Annotated in this window: 12 protein-coding genes; 5 read left to right on the forward strand and 7 right to left on the reverse strand. The window is 64.0% G+C overall.

Annotated elements, in window-relative coordinates; genetic code table 11:
- The first annotated feature begins 46 nt into the window (after positions 1 to 46).
- Positions 47 to 1,495, forward strand: coding sequence for a metalloprotease TldD (gene tldD, locus C3F36_RS12095; protein ID WP_041212218.1), 1,449 nt, complete (start codon positions 47 to 49; stop codon positions 1,493 to 1,495).
- A gap of 103 nt (positions 1,496 to 1,598) precedes the next feature.
- On the opposite strand, the gene C3F36_RS12100 is transcribed toward tldD, so the two are convergent.
- The 3 genes from C3F36_RS12100 to C3F36_RS12110 all read right to left on the reverse strand — a co-directional run bounded on the left by C3F36_RS12100 (position 1,599) and on the right by C3F36_RS12110 (position 4,120).
- Positions 1,599 to 1,802, reverse strand: a complete 204-nt coding sequence (locus tag C3F36_RS12100; RefSeq protein ID WP_041212219.1) for a hypothetical protein — start codon at positions 1,800 to 1,802, stop codon at positions 1,599 to 1,601.
- A 159-nt stretch (positions 1,803 to 1,961) separates the two neighbouring features.
- Positions 1,962 to 2,684, reverse strand: coding sequence for a MarC family NAAT transporter (locus C3F36_RS12105; RefSeq protein WP_104455132.1), 723 nt, complete (start codon positions 2,682 to 2,684; stop codon positions 1,962 to 1,964).
- A 119-nt stretch (positions 2,685 to 2,803) separates the two neighbouring features.
- The gene (locus C3F36_RS12110; protein ID WP_039040437.1) at positions 2,804 to 4,120 is read right to left on the reverse strand and encodes an MFS transporter; all 1,317 of its coding nucleotides are present in this window, start codon (positions 4,118 to 4,120) and stop codon (positions 2,804 to 2,806) included.
- A gap of 154 nt (positions 4,121 to 4,274) precedes the next feature.
- Here C3F36_RS12110 and C3F36_RS12115 point away from each other — a divergent pair, with 154 nt between their 5' ends.
- Positions 4,275 to 4,952 (forward strand): ATP-binding protein, encoded by a 678-nt coding sequence (locus tag C3F36_RS12115; RefSeq protein ID WP_104455133.1) that lies wholly within the window; start codon positions 4,275 to 4,277, stop codon positions 4,950 to 4,952.
- Positions 4,953 to 5,025: 73 nt separating this feature from the next.
- Here C3F36_RS12115 and ypfJ read toward each other — a convergent pair whose 3' ends face one another.
- The gene (gene ypfJ / locus C3F36_RS12120; RefSeq protein WP_104455134.1) at positions 5,026 to 5,880 is read right to left on the reverse strand and encodes a KPN_02809 family neutral zinc metallopeptidase; all 855 of its coding nucleotides are present in this window, start codon (positions 5,878 to 5,880) and stop codon (positions 5,026 to 5,028) included.
- A gap of 74 nt (positions 5,881 to 5,954) precedes the next feature.
- On the reverse strand, positions 5,955 to 6,218 hold the full coding sequence (locus C3F36_RS12125) for a hypothetical protein (RefSeq protein ID WP_104455135.1): 264 nt from the start codon (positions 6,216 to 6,218) through the stop codon (positions 5,955 to 5,957).
- 139 nt (positions 6,219 to 6,357) lie between these two features.
- On the opposite strand from C3F36_RS12125, the gene C3F36_RS12130 reads away from it, so the two are divergent.
- Positions 6,358 to 6,879 carry a GNAT family N-acetyltransferase gene (locus C3F36_RS12130; protein WP_104455136.1) on the forward strand — a complete coding sequence of 174 codons (522 nt, stop codon included), beginning with the start codon at positions 6,358 to 6,360 and terminating at the stop codon, positions 6,877 to 6,879.
- Between the two features lie 103 nt (positions 6,880 to 6,982).
- Here C3F36_RS12130 and C3F36_RS12135 read toward each other — a convergent pair whose 3' ends face one another.
- Together C3F36_RS12135 and C3F36_RS12140 are read right to left on the reverse strand one after the other, a co-directional pair.
- Positions 6,983 to 7,159 carry a hypothetical protein gene (locus C3F36_RS12135; RefSeq protein WP_010672653.1) on the reverse strand — a complete coding sequence of 59 codons (177 nt, stop codon included), beginning with the start codon at positions 7,157 to 7,159 and terminating at the stop codon, positions 6,983 to 6,985.
- 471 nt (positions 7,160 to 7,630) lie between these two features.
- Positions 7,631 to 8,908 carry a cation:proton antiporter gene (locus C3F36_RS12140; protein ID WP_104455137.1) on the reverse strand — a complete coding sequence of 426 codons (1,278 nt, stop codon included), beginning with the start codon at positions 8,906 to 8,908 and terminating at the stop codon, positions 7,631 to 7,633.
- Between the two features lie 204 nt (positions 8,909 to 9,112).
- On the opposite strand from C3F36_RS12140, the gene metH reads away from it, so the two are divergent.
- Together metH and C3F36_RS12150 are read left to right on the forward strand one after the other, a co-directional pair.
- A complete protein-coding gene (metH, locus tag C3F36_RS12145; protein WP_104455138.1) occupies positions 9,113 to 12,808 on the forward strand; it encodes a methionine synthase in 3,696 nt (1,231 codons plus the stop codon).
- A gap of 67 nt (positions 12,809 to 12,875) precedes the next feature.
- Complete coding sequence (locus C3F36_RS12150) at positions 12,876 to 14,045, forward strand: Gfo/Idh/MocA family oxidoreductase (protein ID WP_158656107.1); 1,170 nt, start codon at positions 12,876 to 12,878, stop codon at positions 14,043 to 14,045.
- Positions 14,046 to 14,099: the final 54 nt, after the last annotated feature.

A 14,099-nucleotide genomic window follows, 5' to 3' on the forward strand; every position in this document is an offset into this window, starting at 1 on the left:
TGCATTTAACCGTTACGACATCTCGCATGAGAGTGGAGAGAAAGATTTGAGTCTATTGAGCCAGGTTAGTGCCTCCCTGTTGGCCCCGAACGATCTCGACGAAGGGCGGCTGCAACAGCTGCTCGGCAGCCTGATGAGCCATCAGGTGGAGTTCGGCGACCTCTATTTCCAGCGCAGCTGGCACGAGTCCTGGATGCTGGAGGACGGCATCGTCAAGGATGGCAGCTACAACATCGATCAGGGGGTGGGGGTGCGCGCCGTCAGCGGCGAGAAGACCGGTTTCGCCTACTCGGACGAGCTGAGCCTGCTGGCGCTGCAGCAGTCGGTGACTGCCGCTCGCGGCATCGCCGCCGCCGGTGCGCAGGGCAAGGTAAAAGCATGGGCTCGCACCGAAGCAAACCTGCTCTACCCGGCGCTGGATCCCCTGCAAACCCTCGACAAGCAGCAGAAAATTGCCCTGCTGGAGCAGATGGACAAGTTCGCCAGAAGTCTGGATCCCGCCATCAATCAGGTGATGGCCTCCATCAGCGGGGTCTATGAAGAGATCCTGGTGGCCGCCACCGATGGCACCCTGGCCGCCGACGTGCGTCCCCTGGTGCGCCTCTCGGTGACCGTCATCGCCGAGAAGGGGGATCGCCGTGAGCGCGGCAGCGCGGGGGGCGGTGGCCGCTTCGGTTACGACCATTTCCTCGAGCTGGACGGGCTCGAGAGCCGGGCGTTTGGCTATGTGCGCGAAGCGGTGCGCCAGGCCCTGGTCAACCTGGAGGCCATCGACGCCCCGGCCGGCACCATGCCGGTGGTGCTCGGTGCCGGCTGGCCCGGTGTGCTGCTGCACGAGGCGGTGGGTCACGGTCTGGAAGGGGACTTCAACCGCAAGGGCTCCTCCGCCTTTGCCGGGCGCATCGGCGAGCAGGTGGCTTCCAAACACTGCACCATCGTCGATGACGGCACCCTGCCGGGTCGGCGCGGTTCCGTCTCCATCGACGACGAGGGGACGCCGGGGGGCTACAACGTGCTGATCGAGAACGGCATCCTCAAGGGTTACCTGCAGGACAAGCAGAATGCCCGCCTGATGGGGGTACCGCTCACCGGCAACGGCCGCCGCGAATCCTACGCTGCCCTGCCGATGCCGCGCATGACCAACACCTACATGCTGGCGGGTCAGTACGATCCGGCGGAGATCATCGCCTCGGTGAAGAAGGGCATTTACGCCCCCAACTTCGGTGGCGGCCAGGTGGACATCACCTCCGGCAAGTTCGTCTTCTCCGCCTCCGAGGCCTACCTCATCGAGGATGGCAGGATCACTGCGCCCATCAAGGGGGCGACCCTGATCGGCAACGGCCCCGAGGCGATGAGCCAGGTTTCCATGGTGGGCCGTGATCTCGCGCTGGATCGCGGGGTCGGGGTCTGTGGCAAGGAGGGGCAGAGCGTGCCGGTCGGCGTCGGCCAGCCCACCCTCAAGCTGGATCAGCTCACCGTGGGCGGTACCCAGTAAGGTCACACACCTTTGTAAACCCCGGCCCGGCGCCGGGGTTTTTATTGGAAGGCGCAAGCAATAAAAAACCCCGGCAGGCGCCGGGGCTGGGAAAGGGGCCGGGTCAGTTGACCGAAATGGCGCGGGCGTCGATGAAGAAGCGGGCGTGGCCGTGGTCATCCACCCTTATCTGGGCGAGCAGGCGATCCTTTCGCTTGAACTCCCATCCTGTCTTGATCCGGGTCAGCGCGGGGCTGGCGGCACCGACCACGTTCAGATACTCATGAAACAGGCTGTAGCTTCCAATCTCGGTCAGCATCTTTTCCATTTGCATATCTCCTCAAGTGATGGGGTCAGCACATGCCACGCTAGCGGCAACCTTCTGAACCCTGCCTGTACAAAAACCAGACTACCCCATCAAGATGAAGGCAATATGATCAGGCGCAAGATCAGGAGGGATTCGCACGAAAAATGACACCGTTTTCAATCAGGGCTGGCGCGGCACGGCGAGATGATCGAGGGTGGTAGATCCGGCATGGGTCGGCAAGGCGGCAGCGGGTTGTTCCATCACCTGGCCATGGAAGACGGGATCCTGCGCCACCTCCTTGACGCCGTTGATGCAGAACTGCATACCCATGCACACCAGCAGGAAACCCATGATGCGGGTCATGGCGTCGATGCCGGTGGCTCCCAGGATCTTGCACACGGGATCTGCCAGCTTGAGCACACCCCAGCTGATCAGGCTCATCAGGGCGAAGGCGGTGACCATGGCGGCATAGATGACGACGCGATCGGCCTCGGCCGGCAGCTCGGCGATCTGGGCCGCGCCGCTGATCACCAGCGCCATGGTGCCGGGTCCGCACATGCTGGGCATGGTGAGGGGCACGAAGGCGATATTCTGGTTGGCCTCGACCCCGGCAGACTGGTTTGGCGAGGGGAACAGCATGCGAAAGCCGATGAAGGCGATGATGAGGCCACCGGCCAGGCGCAGGCCGGGAATGGAGATCCCGAACAGATCCAGGATGGAGGATCCGATGAAGAAGCTGACGCACAGGGTGGCGAACAGATAGAGGGCGGCCATGTTGATCTGACGGCGGATGTGCTCGCGGGACATGCCCTTGCTCAGTCCCAGCAGCAGGGTGGCCGTGGTGGGCGGGTTGACCATGGGCAGCAGGGCCAGCAAGGCGAGAAAGACGACCTGGAAGAACATAGTGGACCTCGGGCAGATGGACGGATTGGGGTGAGCTGGCAGGTCCGCAGCGGACCGCCACCGGTCGATGATATCCGCAAAGAAGAAGCCCCGACAGTGCGGGGCTTGCTTGGGAAGGATCAGGCGGCCTGCGGGGTGGCCTGGCGTTGGCCGCGCTGGCGCAGCCAGAGCCAGATGCCGAGCACGAAACCGAGGGCGGCCAGGCTGACCACATAGTGGGAGGGGGCCAGCACGTCCTCCTTCATCCAGAGGGTGACCAGCATGGGGGTGAGGCCGCCGAAGATGGCGTAGGCCACGTTGTAGGAGAACGACAGCCCGGAGAAGCGCACCACCGGCGGGAAGGCATTGACCATGACGTAGGGCACGGCGCCGACGATCCCCACCGCAAAGCCCGCCAGCATGTAGAGGGGCACCAGCTGATCCGTGCCGGCTGCCAGGCTGTGGTAGAAGGTATAAGTGGCGCCGGCCAGCAGCAGGGAGCCCAGGATGAAGGTAGGACCGCTGCCGATGGCATCGATCAGCCGGCCATAGACGATGCAGCCCAGGGTGAGGGCGACGATGGCCAGGGAGTTGGCGGTCAGGGCATCGGCCGGGCTGATGCCGTGCACCTTCTGCAGATAGGTCGGGGTCATCAGGATCACCACTACTATGCCGGCGGAGAGCAGCCAGGTCAGCAGCATGGAGACGACGACGCTGCCCTTGTGTTCACGCAGCACCGTCTTGAGGGGCAGCTCCTCGGCCAGGGACTTGTTGGCCTGCATCTCGGCGAAGACCGGAGTCTCGTGCAGCCAGCGGCGCAGGTACATGGCGACGATGCCGAACACGCCGCCGAGCACGAAGGCCAGACGCCAGCCCCAGTCGCTCACATCGCCCGGGCTCATGCCACGGTTGATGGCGGTCGCTACCAGGGAGCCGAGCAGGATGCCGGCGGTCAGCCCCGCGGTGAGGGTGCCGCAGGCGACACCGACCCGGCGGGCGGGCACATGTTCGGCCACGAAGACCCAGGCACCGGGGACCTCCCCGCCGATGGCGGCCCCTTGCAGGATCCGCAGCAGCAGCAACAGCAGGGGGGCGGCGATGCCGAGCACGGCGTAGGTGGGCAACAGGCCGATCAGCAGGGTCGGCAAGGCCATCAGGATGATGCTGAGGGTGAACATCCGCTTGCGGCCGATGAGATCGCCAAAGTGGGCCATGATGATGCCCCCCAGGGGGCGGGCCAGGTAGCCGGCGGCGAAGATGCCGAAGGTCTGGAACTGGCGCAGCCACTCGGGAATGTCGGCCGGGAAGAAGAGCTCGCCGATGACCACGGCGAAGAAGACGAAGATGATGAAGTCGTAGAATTCGAGGGCGCCGCCCAGCGCCGCCAGGCTCAGGGTCTTGTAATCCTGTCGATTGAGGGGGCGACCGTGGTCGTGCGATGTGCTGACTTTACTCATATCCTTATGTTTCCCATCGTTTTTTTAGTTATTCTCCCCGGTGTGCTGCGGGGATACGCTCACCCACGAGGGTATGCTTTTGTGTCCCGCAATGTAAATCGCACAATTCGCAACACTGTCTTGCAGCACGGTGCGGCAAGTAGCTGGAGAGATCATGACGAAGAAAAAGGTACTGCTCTCCTGGAGCAGCGGAAAAGACAGCGCCTGGGCCTTGCATCGCCTGCGCCAGGATCCGGCCATCGAGGTGGTGGGGCTGTTCACCACCCTCAACCAGGCGTTCGAGCGGGTGGCCATGCACGGGGTGCGCAAGCAGTTGCTGCTGGCACAGGCTGAGTGTGTGGGCTTGCCGCTGACCACCATCGACCTGCCCTGGCCCTGCAGCAACGAGGAGTATGGGCGCATCATGACGGGCTTCATCGCCGATGTGCAGGCCAAGGACATTTACCACATGGCGTTCGGGGATCTCTTTCTTGAGGATGTGCGCACCTATCGGGAGCGGCAACTGGCGGGGACCGGCATCACGCCGCTCTTCCCGCTCTGGGGCAGCGACACGACCGAGCTGGCGCAGGCGATGATCGACGCCGGGCTCAAGGCCAGGGTCTGTACCCTGGATCCGGGCAAGCTGGACGCCGGGTTAGGTGGTCATGAATTCGGCTCGGCCTTCCTGGCTGCCCTGCCCGCCGGGGTGGATCCCTGCGGCGAGAACGGGGAGTTCCACACCCTGGCCTGGGACGGCCCGATGTTCCTGCATCCCCTGCCCATCCGGGTGGGGGAGACGGTGCTGCGGGACGGCTTCGTCTTCACCGATCTGCTGGCGGAGGATCCCGAATGAGGGAAGACCCCCTCGGGTGAGAAAGAAAAGGGGTCGGCTCCGTGAGGAATCGGCCCCTTTGCGTTTGCCCCCTTCAGCGGGCGGCGAAGGTGTCGCAAGTGGCGGGCTTGCCGCTGTCAAAACCGCGTTTGAACCAGGCGAGGCGCTGGGCCGAGGTACCGTGGGTGAAGCTGTCGGGAACGACCCGGCCCTGACCTTGCTGCTGCAACCTGTCGTCGCCGATGGCCTGGGCGGCGTTGAGCGCCTCTTCCAGATCGCCGCGCTCCAGCACCTGCTCTTTTTCCATATAGTGGCCCCAGACCCCGGCGAAGCAGTCCGCCTGCAGTTCAAGCTTGACCGACAACCGGTTCTGGGCGACCTGGCTCAGCCCCTGTTGCTGCTGGCGCACCTTGGTGGAGATGCCGAGCAGGTTCTGCACGTGGTGGCCCACCTCGTGGGCGATCACATAGCCCTGGGCGAAGTCGCCGTCGGCCCCCAGCTTGTCGCGCATGTCCTGATAGAAGGAGAGATCGATGTAGACGGTGCTGTCGGCCGGACAGTAGAAGGGCCCCATCACCGACTGCCCCTGGCCGCAGCCGGTGCGGGTCGCACCGCGATAGAGCACCAGTCTGGGGGCCTGATAGCGGTTGCCGCTTTGCTGGAACATCTCGCCCCAGGCGTCCTCCGTGGAGGCGAGCATCACCGAGGTGAAGCGGGCGAGGGGATCGTTGGCAGCCTGTGACGAGTTCTGACGCTGGGGCTGGCTCTGCGGGGCCGGATCCTGCAGCAGGGGGCCGAGGTCCACGCCGTAGTACCCCGCCACCATGACCACCACCAGCAGGATCAGGCGCCCCTTACCGCCGATGGGCAGGCCGCCGCCCCCGTTGCCGCCGCCTTGCTGACGCCGGTCTTCCACATTGTTGCTCTCACGGCGATCTTGCCAGCGCATATCCCCATACTCCCGTCATTGGTGGTGGCAGTAATGATAATGGCTGGCGCCGGGGCTTGCCTAATCGGCCCGGGTCATTCGGCCCAGGGCATCTCGGGCAGGCTGTCGAGAAACTCGCCGTAACGGACGAGGTTGAAGGGGCCCTGTTCGGCTTCCATGGCCATGAGTTCGGCGCCCAGGGCGCAGGCGATGTATTGCAGCGCCTCTTCCCGCGGGGTGCCCTTCATCACCAGGCGCATCAGGGTGGCTTTCACCTGGAGGGGGTGGCCCTCGGCGAGCTGGTTCTCCACCATCTCCAGCAGTGTCTCTTCATCAAAAAATTCGGGGGTATCGGTCATGGCCGTTCTCCTGCCTGTTCCATGGGGTGGGCAGTATAGCGGGGACGCGGCTCCCGGGGCGAAAATATCGTCCGGGACTTGCCAAGGGGGCGGGGCGGGAGCAGTCTTGGACACTCTCTCTGCCGAACGAGCCCATGCCATGATCCTCTCCGAGCGCCTGGAACTGCGCGAACTGACCGTTGTCGATGCCCCCTTCATTCTCGAACTGCTCAACGATGGCGATTTTCACCGCTACATCGGCGATCGCGGGGTACGTACCCTGGCGGATGCCGAAAACTACATCCAGCAGGGGCCTGCGGTCAGTTATGCCCGCCACGGTCACGGACTCTATCTGGTGGTGCGGCGGGAAGACGGGGCCAGGCTCGGCATCTGCGGCCTCATCAAGCGCGACACCCTGCCGTGCGAAGACATCGGCTATGCCTTCCTTCCCGCCTGGCGCGGTCAGGGTTATGCCATCGAAGCCACGCGGGCGGCCATGGCAGATGGCCGCGAACGGCTCGGGATCGAGCGGGTGGTCGCCATCGTCACTCCGGGCAATGAGCGTTCGGTCCGGCTACTCGCCAAGCTGGGGCTGAGTCAGGGCAAACGGGTCAGGCTGGGAGCCGGCGAGGAGGAGTGCCTGCTGCTGGAGGCGCCGGACAAGGAGACTTGCGGGGTCTAGCCACCGCTCGGGGAGCGGGGCCATGCAGACTATGACGTCAGGCAAGGAGGCCGCCGTGAGTTGCGGCCTGTCTGCATCGGGCGCTGCCGGTGGGCAGGTAAGGTCAGTTGAGCTCTTCGATGGAGAACTCGCCGGCGATGCCATCACAGGAGATGGCGAAGCCGCCGCTGAAGCGGGTGCTGAACTGGATCAGGAACGCATCGTCGTCGTGCTCTTGCACGGGCAGGTTGATGGGTTTGCTGCGACGCAGGGGTTTGCGGATCTGTACGTGTTTCATCATGGTATTTCTCTATATAAATTAAGTGTTTGCTCCTTGTATTGGCAAATGTCAGGTCAATGGGCGCGGTCAGCACGATGGCGGACGAGCGCGCAGGAATACCCAGCCCGGTTCAGGGGCGTCTGCACTTTCAAGGAAGGCGCCAAGGACCACGCGGATGCATGATGCTACTTGGGAGTGGGCAGATCGGGTCTGCACCGTGAGAGCCGGGCAACGCAGGCAGACAGCCTGAACGGTTCTCAAGGCGAGTAAATCAGAAGAAGGTTATGCGGGTACTGGCAGGATTCATCGTGAGGTGAAGCATTGCGAACATAATCAGGGCTGATTAACTAGCCGGCGCGCATTCTCTCCTCGAAATGTGTAAAAAGCAAACACTAATTGTGCGTTCACCCAGTCATTCCCTGTTTTTCACGGCCACGGGGATGACAAAAGGGCTCCCGAGGGAGCCCTTTTCATTGCCGGTCAGGGACGGGCTCAGGCGTCGCCGCAGGCCTTCTTGGCGGCGGTGATCATGGGGGTAATGGTCATGCCCTGTACCACGATGGAGAACATCACCACCGAGTAGGTCATCACCAGGATCACCTGGCGCAGATCGACGTTGTGCCCCGGGATCATCATGACACCGGATGGCAGTGCCAGGGCCATGGCCATGGCCAGACCGCCACGCAGGCCGCCCCAGGTGAGGATGCGCACCGAGAAGGTGTTGTAGCTGCGGAACTTGCGGAACGCCACATAGGGCAGGGAGACGCTGATGAAGCGTGCGGCCAGGCAGAGCGGTACCGCGATGACCAGCAGGATCCAGTCGCGCCAGGCCAGATCCAGCAGCACCAGTGCCAGACCGATCAGCAGGAACAGCAGGGCGTTGAGGAACTGATCCATCAACTCCCAGAAGTGATCCAGGTGGTGCTGGCTCTGCTCGGAGAAGCCGGAATGACGGGTCCAGTTGCCGATCATGATGCCGGTCACCACCATGGCCAGGGCGCCGGAGACGCCGATCATGTTGGCGAAGGCGAAGCCTGCGGTCGGGATGCAGAGGGTCAGCAGCAGCTCCAGGGAGCCGTCGTCGGTGGCGCTGATCATCACGTGGGCGATGAGGCCCAGCACGGCCCCGAACAGGATACCGCCGAGGGCCTCATGCAGGAACAGACCGGCCACGCTGCCGAAGGTGGGCTCCACGCCGCCAAAGGCCACGGCAAACACGGTGGCGAAGATGACGAGGCCGACACCGTCGTTGAACAGGGATTCCCCCTCGATCTGGATGGCGATCTGGGGTGGCGCCTTCATCTTCTTGACGATGGCCAGTACGGCGATGGGGTCGGTGGGGGAGATCAGGGCACCGAACAACATGCAGTAGACCAGCGGCACATCCCAGCCCAGCAGCTTGGCGATGAACCAGAAGCCGTAGCCGATGAGGAAGGTGGAGAGCAGGGTGGCGGCTATGGCCAGAATGGTGATTTCCCACTTCTGGCTACGCAACGCCTTGAGGTTGATGCCAAGGCCGCCGGCGAACAGCAGGAAGCCCAGGATCCCCTTCAACAGGAAGTTCTGGAAGTCGATGCTCTCCATGGTCTTGATGGCGAGAGGCTCCAGATTGAACCAACCCAGTTTGCCAAACAGCACCAGCAGCGCGGAGATCAGCATGGAGCCCGCAGTGATGGCGATGGTGGTCTGGATCTTCACAACATACTGGTTGGCAAAGGCGATGAAGATCGCCAACGCTGCCAGGAAGCAGAGTGTGTAGTAGACGCTCATAGTTATTTTTCTCTTTGGTAAACAGCAAGCACGTATCCCTCTTGAGGACGGGCATAGGGTACTCCCGGGTTAGATCATGCTCATTACCTATTTATGGTTATATTTAATCGTCATCACGGACAGATAGACGGCTAGATTTCCATTTGATTTGATTGCTGCTAGGATGGGCATCACGCAGTTGCATGGATGTAAGGGGTACGAGCGGTGTCGAGCAGAGAGTCGAACAAGAAAGCGGATGTCACAACCAGGCTGGAAGCCTGTCTCAAGGAGCGGATCCTGATCATCGACGGGGCCATGGGCACCATGATCCAGGGTTACAAACTCGGTGAGGCGGACTATCGGGGGGAGCGGTTTGCCGACTGGCATACCGACATCAAGGGCAACAACGACCTGCTGGTGTTGAGCCGTCCCGCCGTCATTCGCGAGATCCACGACCAGTATTGTGCCGCGGGGGCCGACATCCTCGAGACCAACACCTTCAACGCCACCCGCATCGCCATGGCGGACTACGAGATGGAAGCGCTCTCGGCCGAGATAAACCGGGAGGCGGCCCGCCTGGCCCGCGCCGTGGCGGACGAGTGGACCGCCAAAGACCCGGCGAAACCGCGCTTTGTGGCAGGGGTGCTGGGCCCCACCAACCGTACCGCCTCCATCTCGCCGGACGTGAACGACCCGGGCAAGCGCAACGTCACCTATGACGAGCTGGTGGCCGCCTACACCGAATCGACCCACGCCCTGATCGAGGGCGGTGCCGACATCATCCTGATCGAGACCATCTTCGACACCCTCAACGCCAAGGCGGCCGCCTTCGCGGTGGACCTGGTGTTCGAGGAGCTGGGTTACAGCCTGCCGGTGATGATCTCCGGCACCATCACGGACGCCTCCGGTCGTACCCTCTCGGGCCAGACCACCGAGGCCTTCTACCACTCCCTTCGCCACGTCAAACCGGTCTCCTTCGGCCTCAACTGTGCGCTGGGGCCGGACGAGCTGCGCCAGTACGTGGAGGAGCTGTCCCGCATCAGCGAGACCCATGTCAGCGCCCACCCCAACGCCGGTCTGCCCAATGCGTTTGGCGAGTACGATCTGGACGCGGTCGAGATGGCGGAGCATATCCGCGAGTGGGCCCAAAGCGGCTTCCTCAACCTGGTGGGCGGCTGCTGCGGCACCACCCCGACCCACATCCGCGCCATGGCGGATGCCGTGGCGGGCATCAAGCCCCGTGCCCTGCCGGATCTGCCGGTGGCCTGCCGGTTGTCGGGCCTGGAGCCTCTCATCATCACGGCGGACTCCATGTTCGTGAACGTGGGTGAGCGGACCAACGTCACCGGTTCGGCCAAGTTCAAGCGCTTGATAAAAGAAGGGCTCTACGACGAGGCCCTGGATGTGGCCAAGCAGCAGGTGGAAAACGGCGCCCAGATCATCGACATCAACATGGATGAGGGGATGCTGGACGCCGAGGCGGCCATGGTGCGCTTCCTGAACCTCATCGCCGGGGAACCGGATATCGCCCGGGTGCCGGTGATGATCGACTCCTCCAAGTGGGAGGTGCTGGAGGCGGGCCTCAAGTGCGTGCAGGGCAAGCCGGTGGTCAACTCCATCTCCATGAAGGAGGGGGAGGACAAATTCATCGAGCAGGCGAAACTGCTGCGTCGCTACGGCGCCGCCGTCATCGTCATGGCGTTCGACGAGGTGGGCCAGGCTGATACCCGTGCCCGCAAGTTCGAGATCTGCCAGCGCGCCTACCGCATTCTGGTGGACCGCGTCGGCTTCCCGCCGGAAGACATCATCTTCGACCCCAACATCTTCGCGGTGGCGACCGGCATCGACGAGCACAACAACTACGCGGTGGACTTCATCGAAGCGGTGAAGGACATCAAAACACACCTGCCCCACGCCATGATCTCCGGCGGCGTCTCCAACGTCTCCTTCTCCTTCCGTGGCAACGAGCCGGTGCGCGAAGCCATCCACGCCGTCTTCCTCTACCACGCCATCAGGAACGGCATGGACATGGGGATCGTCAACGCGGGCCAGCTTGCCATCTACGAAGACATCCCGGCCGAGCTCAAAGAGAAGGTCGAGGCGGTGGTGCTGAACCTCAACGACAACGCCACCGAGGCGCTGCTGGCCATCGCAGAGAAGTATCGCGGCGCGGGTGCCCAGGCGGAGGATCCGCGGGATCAGGAGTGGCGCAGCTGGCCGGTGGGCAAGCGGCTCGAACACGCCCTGGTCAAGGGGATCACCGACTTTATCGAGGAGGACACCGAGGAGGCGCGCGCCCAGGCCGAGAAGCCGCTGCACGTCATCGAGGGGCCGCTGATGGACGGCATGAACGTGGTGGGCGATCTGTTCGGCGCCGGCAAGATGTTCCTGCCCCAGGTGGTGAAGTCGGCCCGGGTGATGAAGCGGGCGGTGGCCTACCTGCAACCCTACATCGAGGCGGAGAAGTCCGGCGGTTCCAGCAACGGCAAAATCGTGCTGGCCACCGTCAAGGGCGACGTGCACGACATCGGCAAGAACATCGTCGGGGTGGTGCTGCAGTGCAACAACTTCGAGATCGTGGATCTCGGGGTCATGGTCTCCTGCGAGACCATCCTCAAGACGGCCCGGGAAGTGAACGCCGATATCATCGGCCTGTCGGGCCTCATCACTCCGTCCCTGGACGAGATGGTGCACGTAGCAAAGGAGATGGAGCGTCAGGGGTTCAAGCTGCCGCTGCTCATCGGCGGTGCCACCACTTCCAAGGCCCACACCGCGGTGAAGATAGAGCAGAACTACTCCGAGCCCGTGGTCTATGTCTCCAACGCCTCCCGCGCCGTGGGGGTGGCCCAGAGCCTGCTGAGCCCGGAGCTCAAGCCCGCCTTCGTCGCCCGCATCGACAAGGAGTACGAGATTGCCCGGGATCAGCATGCCCGCAAGCAGCCGCGCTCCAAGCCGGTCAGCCTGGCCCATGCCCGCGCCAACCGCCATCAGCTGGACTGGGTGGGCTATGAGCCCCCGGCGCCCCGGGAGCCCGGCGTGCAGACCTTCGAAAACGTGCCCATCTCTTTGCTGCGCCCCTACATCGACTGGACGCCGTTTTTCCTGAGCTGGGAGCTGGCGGGCAAGTTCCCCCGCATCCTGGAAGATGAGGTGGTGGGGGAGGAGGCGACGCGCCTCTACGCCGACGCCAACGCCATGCTGGATCAGCTGGAGAAGGATCAGAGCGTGCGCTGCGCCGGTATCGTCGGCCTGTTCCCCGCCAACGCCGTGGGGGACAGCATCGAGGTCTACACCGACGAGACCCGCACCCAGGTGCGCAAGGTGCTGCACCACCTGCGCCAGCAGAGCGAGAAGCAGGGCTTCCCCAACTACTGTCTGGCGGACTATGTGGCGCCGAAGGAGAGCGGCAAGCCCGACTGGATCGGCGCCTTCGCGGTGACCGGCGGCATCGGCGAGGAGGCCATCGCCAAGGCCTACAAGGCGGACCACGACGACTACAACGCCATCCTCATCCAGGCGGTGTGCGATCGCCTCGCCGAGGCCTTCGCCGAGTACCTCCACGAGCAGGTGCGCAAAGTGCACTGGGGCTATGCCCCGGACGAGGCGCTCAGCAACGAGGAGCTGATCCGCGAGAACTATCGCGGCATCCGCCCGGCGCCGGGCTACCCGGCCTGCCCGGAGCACACCGAGAAGGGGAGCATCTGGGAGCTGCTGGGGGTGGAGCAGGCCATCGGCATGCAGCTCACCGAGTCCTACGCCATGTGGCCGGGGGCGGCGGTATCCGGCTGGTACTTCTCCCACCCCGAGAGCAAATACTTCGCCGTGGCCCAGATCCAGCAGGATCAGGTGGAAGACTACGCCATGCGCAAGGGGATGACCCTGGCAGAGGCCGAACGCTGGCTGGGGCCCAACCTGCATTGATCCCCGTCTGCCCCGCTTCACGCAGTGCGGGGCAGACGCCGGGTACGCACGCCATATCGAGGTTGCCATGAAGATTGGATTTGTCGGTCTGGGGGCCGTGGTGCAGACAGCCTATCTGCCTGCACTCGCCGCACTGGCGGAAAATACCGAGATATGGGGTTTTGATCCCGCCATCACCCTGCCCGGCGTCATGTCTGCGCCGACCCTGGAAGCCCTGCTGGCCGAACCCCTGGATCGGCTGGTGATCGCCACGCCTTCCCTGCTGCATCTGCCTGTGCTGGTGCAGGCACTGGCCAGCGCCATTCCCCTCATCCTGGTGGAGAAACCCGTGGTGGCCACCCTGGCCCAGCACGATCGTCTGCACGCCCTGCTGGCGGACCCCGAGGTCGCAGCCAGGGTGCTGGCGCTGGATCACTGGATGGCCCGCAATGCCGTCCAGCAGTTGCTGCTGAGCGGCAAACTGGATGAAGGCTGGCAGCCTCGGGAACCAGAGGGCGCCGGGGTCGGGCTGGCCACCCTCGCCGATATCAGCGCGGTGGAGGGCTTTTTGCTGGAACCCTGCGGCCTGGACGAGGCGGGTGATCCGTATGCCCTCAACTTCGCCACCGGGGAGCCGGATCGGCGGGTCCTGCGCCATCCAGACGGGGTGATCCTCGACATCGGTACCCATCTGCTGGCGATGATCCGGGAGCTGCTGGTGGCCCTGGGTGGGGACGACCGCCTGCACCTGATCGCGGAGGGCGTCTGCGACCGGCTGGGGCAGCCCATCCGGCGCGGGGATCTGGAGACCGCCGAGGGGCGGGCCTGCCTGCGCGGCGAGGCGGCAGGGGTGCCCCTGACCCTCTGGCTCGACAAGTATGCCGGTCCCGGGGTGGAGAAGAAGGGGCTTTGCCTGCACCTCAAGGACGGGCGGCGCATCGAGCTGCTTCGCCGCGGCAACCTGGAGTGGCTGCACCATCACGACGTCGACGGGATGCGGGGCTGGCAACATGAGGGGCCCCTCTATCGCCACTGCATCGCCCAGACCCTGCTGGCCCCTGTGCCGTTGGGAGGCTGGGCCGACACCACGGCGCGCCGTTTGCAGGAGGTCGCCCTGCTGCTTGAGTTGCAGCAAGGGCTGCGCGGCCCCCATAGGGCTGGTGGCTGGCGCTGTCTTGCAGAACGGTCTCTGGCTTTGGTCCGTCTTGAGTGCGGCACTCTCGGTTTTTGCCCGTTCTTGCAGAACCGCGCATGGTGAGGGGAAAGGATTGGCGTTGCCAGTCGTTCATGGCACCTTATACTCTCCAGTCCG

This window comes from Aeromonas sp. ASNIH2, assembly GCF_002934795.1.
Lineage (GTDB): Bacteria > Pseudomonadota > Gammaproteobacteria > Enterobacterales > Aeromonadaceae > Aeromonas > Aeromonas caviae.

Excerpts from the sequence above, each read along its gene's own strand:
- C3F36_RS12125 (WP_104455135.1), bottom strand. The coding sequence starts at position 6,218 with ATGACCGATACCCCCGAATTTTTTGATGAAGAGACACTGCTGGAGATG.
- C3F36_RS12150 (WP_158656107.1), top strand. The coding sequence starts at position 12,876 with ATGAAGATTGGATTTGTCGGTCTGGGGGCCGTGGTGCAGACAGCCTAT.
- C3F36_RS12135 (WP_010672653.1), bottom strand. The coding sequence starts at position 7,159 with ATGATGAAACACGTACAGATCCGCAAACCCCTGCGTCGCAGCAAACCC.
- C3F36_RS12115 (WP_104455133.1), top strand. The coding sequence starts at position 4,275 with ATGACGAAGAAAAAGGTACTGCTCTCCTGGAGCAGCGGAAAAGACAGC.
- ypfJ (WP_104455134.1), bottom strand. The coding sequence starts at position 5,880 with ATGCGCTGGCAAGATCGCCGTGAGAGCAACAATGTGGAAGACCGGCGT.
- C3F36_RS12130 (WP_104455136.1), top strand. The coding sequence starts at position 6,358 with ATGATCCTCTCCGAGCGCCTGGAACTGCGCGAACTGACCGTTGTCGAT.
- C3F36_RS12140 (WP_104455137.1), bottom strand. The coding sequence starts at position 8,908 with ATGAGCGTCTACTACACACTCTGCTTCCTGGCAGCGTTGGCGATCTTC.
- C3F36_RS12100 (WP_041212219.1), bottom strand. The coding sequence starts at position 1,802 with ATGGAAAAGATGCTGACCGAGATTGGAAGCTACAGCCTGTTTCATGAG.
- C3F36_RS12110 (WP_039040437.1), bottom strand. The coding sequence starts at position 4,120 with ATGAGTAAAGTCAGCACATCGCACGACCACGGTCGCCCCCTCAATCGA.
- C3F36_RS12105 (WP_104455132.1), bottom strand. The coding sequence starts at position 2,684 with ATGTTCTTCCAGGTCGTCTTTCTCGCCTTGCTGGCCCTGCTGCCCATG.